Origin of the sequence: Neisseria sp. HMSC073G10, assembly GCF_001812605.1 — a bacterium.
Lineage (GTDB): Bacteria > Pseudomonadota > Gammaproteobacteria > Burkholderiales > Neisseriaceae > Neisseria > Neisseria subflava_A.
This window is the reverse complement of sequence record NZ_KV809513.1, coordinates 1-3,045: the sequence shown is the minus strand read 5'-3', so window position 1 is coordinate 3,045 and position 3,045 is coordinate 1. Positions and strand designations below refer to the sequence as shown.

General features: G+C 46.1%; 3 protein-coding genes. 2 read left to right on the top strand and 1 reads right to left on the bottom strand.

Features of this window, described 5'->3' with window-relative positions:
- Positions 1-528: 528 nt before the first annotated feature.
- Positions 529-987: an RrF2 family transcriptional regulator gene (locus tag HMPREF2865_RS04300; protein ID WP_070645838.1), complete on the bottom strand. Its 459-nt coding sequence runs from the start codon at positions 985-987 to the stop codon at positions 529-531.
- Positions 988-1,133: 146 nt separating this feature from the next.
- Here HMPREF2865_RS04300 and HMPREF2865_RS04295 point away from each other — a divergent pair, with 146 nt between their 5' ends.
- On the top strand, positions 1,134-1,514 hold the full coding sequence (locus tag HMPREF2865_RS04295; protein ID WP_070615483.1) for a hemerythrin domain-containing protein: 381 nt from the start codon (positions 1,134-1,136) through the stop codon (positions 1,512-1,514).
- Positions 1,515-1,600: 86 nt separating this feature from the next.
- Positions 1,601-2,758 carry an NnrS family protein gene (locus HMPREF2865_RS04290; RefSeq protein WP_070645836.1) on the top strand — a complete coding sequence of 386 codons (1,158 nt, stop codon included), beginning with the start codon at positions 1,601-1,603 and terminating at the stop codon, positions 2,756-2,758.
- Positions 2,759-3,045 lie beyond the last annotated feature (287 nt).

Here is a 3,045-nt window from a genome sequence, read left to right as displayed (position 1 = left end):
CTATTGTTATTTTAAGGACGTTAGATTGATTATGTAATTACTCTACGGTATTTGGCTTCATTACCATTGCCAGAAGGTTAATCTGTAGAAAAAGTGTAATCATTTTAATGGTTGATATTTTATAAACCAAAATAATACCGTCTGAGATTTCACAATCCAGACGGTATTTTATATTTTAAAGAAATATTTACAAGGTAAAACTCTATGGATTCATAATCAAAATTATATTCGTCATGGCCACGAAAGTTTTACTAACGTTCCCAATTTTGTATTGGAAAAAGACCGTTACGTTGACTGGGAAGATACTTGGCGTACTTTTTGACTAGGGAATAAGTAAATGGCGAGCAGTTACTTTTTGCTTGCTCTGGTCGATATCTTTCTATTATTTTAAAATTAACAATGCCGTCTGAAAATCTTAATTCCAGACGGCATTGTTTATTATTTTTCCGAGTAATACCACACGCCCCTATATTGAGAGGCTGATGATTATTTCGATATAGCTTGACTGTTTTCAGACGGCCTGAAGATTTAATCAACCATTCTGCGTATTTCGTTGATGGGGATGCGCGGGGTATAGAGTATGTCGTAGGTTGGTTTGTCCAAAAGATCTTGCAGGGAGTATTGATCTAAATGGTTGAAGAAGGCTTTGATGGCGCCGGTAATGATGCCGGTCAGTCGGCAGGATGGGGTGATGAGGCATTCGTTGTTATCGCCCATGCATTCGACAACCTGCATCGGCTCAAGATGGCGGACGACTGCGCCAATGTTGATTTTTTCAGGAACATCCGCCAAGCGCAAACCGCCGCCTTTGCCGCGTACGCTGACCAGAAAACCGCCTTTGACTAATGAGGTAACCACTTTCATCAAATGGCTTTTGGAAATATTGTAAGTCTCGGCAATGGTGCCGATATTGACGAGGGTGTCGTCGTTGATGGCGGTATAAACCAATACGCGCAATCCGTAATCGGTATGTTGGGTCAGATACATGGCTGGCTCTTTAGATATTTTTATTATATGTCAAAAGCGTAGTGCTTGGTGAGGGGCTGTTTGACTTTATGTGGGATTGGGTTTCATAATATCTGAAACATTTGAATTAATCCAGTTTGACAAACTGTTACCATTATAACGAACTTATGAAGCCCTTGAAACGCCATCCTGCCTTAATAGAACTTTCCCGCGAACATCATGGCTCGCTGTCGTTGTGCGTCCGTCTCCTGCGTACGCCCGATCAAAGCCATCAGGCGGAGCTGGAGCCTCATTTTATTGAGCTGGAGCCACATTTTTTGGAAGAGGAAACCATGTTTGCGCCGTATTGGGATAAAATTGACCCTGCGTTGCGGCAGCGTTTTGAAGGCGATCATGCCAAATTGCGTGCGATGATGGCGCATCCTGAATATATGAATGAATCATGGAATAAGGAGTTTGCTGTTACTTTGCGCGATCATGCGCGCTTTGAGGAGCGCGAGCTTTTCCCTGCGATTGAACCTTTTTTGCCTTTGCCTGAAAATGTGTAACAGGGAAAGGAATCGATGGCCGTCTGAAAAGTTTCAGACGGCCTCTGTTGCTGTTTTATGATGATATAAAAATTGAAGGAACCACCATGAACGATTTGTTCAAACACCCGGTTTGGGCAATGGCCTTCCGCCCGTTTTATTCGTTGGCGGCTTTGTATGGCGCATTGTCTATACTGCTTTGGGGCTTCGGCTTTCAGGGTACGCCTGAGTTGCCTGGTTTTTATTGGCATGCCCATGAAATGATTTGGGGCTATGCCGGATTGGTTGTCATTGCATTTTTATTGACGGCCGTGGCGACTTGGACAGGCCAGCCGCCGACACGCGGTAAGGCGTTGGCCGGTTTGACCGCATTTTGGCTGTTGGCCCGCATTTGTATGTTTATCCCCGGTTGGGGGGTAACGGCAAGCGGCATATTCGGTACGATCTTTTTCTGGTATGGCGCGGTATGCATGGCTTTGCCGGTAATTCGTTCTCAAAACAAGCGCAACTATGTTGCCGTGTTCGCTATTTTTGTTTTGGGCGGCACCCATTTCGCCTTCCATCTGAAAGTGCAGCCGTTTGATGCCATTGCGCTGATGACCGGTTTGCAATCCGGTTTGATTATGGTGGCCGGCTTTATCGGTTTGATCGGCATGCGGATTATCTCGTTCTTTACGTCCAAACGCCTGAACGTGCCGCAAATCCCCAGCCCTCAATGGGTAGCGCACGCATCGCTTTGGCTGCCTATGCTGGCTGCCATGATGATGGCGCATAACATATTGCCGGGATTGGCTGCTTTGTTCTCTTTTGCTGCCGGTGTGATTTTTACCGTGCAGGTGTACCGCTGGTGGTATAAAGCCGTACTGAAAGAGCCTATGCTTTGGATTTTGTTTGCCGGCTATCTGTTTACCGGCTTGGGTTTGATTGCGGTCGGTCTTTCCTATTGGATTTCAAACTTCCTGAATTTGGGCGTGCACCTTATCGGCGTTGGCGGTATCGGCGTGCTAACTTTGGGCATGATGGCACGAACCGCGCTTGGCCATACCGGCAACTCTATTTATCCGCCGCCTAAAGTGGTTCCTGTCGCCTTTTGGTTGATGATAGCTGCAACGGTTGTCCGTGTTTTGGCTACCTTTGTGAGCGGTACGGCATACACGCACAGTATCCGTTGCTCCGCCGCTTTATTTGCCGCTTCTTTGCTGTTATACGCATGGAAATATATTCCTTGGCTGATCCGCCCGCGTTCGGATGGTCGTCCGGGTTAACGGTTTGGCGAAATGAAAAGGCCGTCTGAAAAGTTTCAGACGGCCTTTATTATTGATAATAAAAAAGCCTGAGACCTTTGCAAAATTCCTTTCCCCCAACAGCCGAAATCCAAACACAGGTTTTCGTCTATTTCCGCTCCTACATTACTCCTGATTTTACCCAAATATCCCCTTAATTCCCCTTGGATACCTGATTAATCAGGCATCCGGGCCGCCTTTTAAGCAACAACAGGCACACTTAGCCTGTTAGCCACTTTCAAAAGGTTCAAACACATCGCCTTCAGATG

What these genes read in the sequence shown, in the direction of transcription:
- HMPREF2865_RS04300 (WP_070645838.1), bottom strand. Translation starts at nt 987, where the DNA reads ATGTATCTGACCCAACATACCGATTACGGATTGCGCGTATTGGTTTAT.
- HMPREF2865_RS04295 (WP_070615483.1), top strand. Translation starts at nt 1,134, where the DNA reads ATGAAGCCCTTGAAACGCCATCCTGCCTTAATAGAACTTTCCCGCGAA.
- HMPREF2865_RS04290 (WP_070645836.1), top strand. Translation starts at nt 1,601, where the DNA reads ATGAACGATTTGTTCAAACACCCGGTTTGGGCAATGGCCTTCCGCCCG.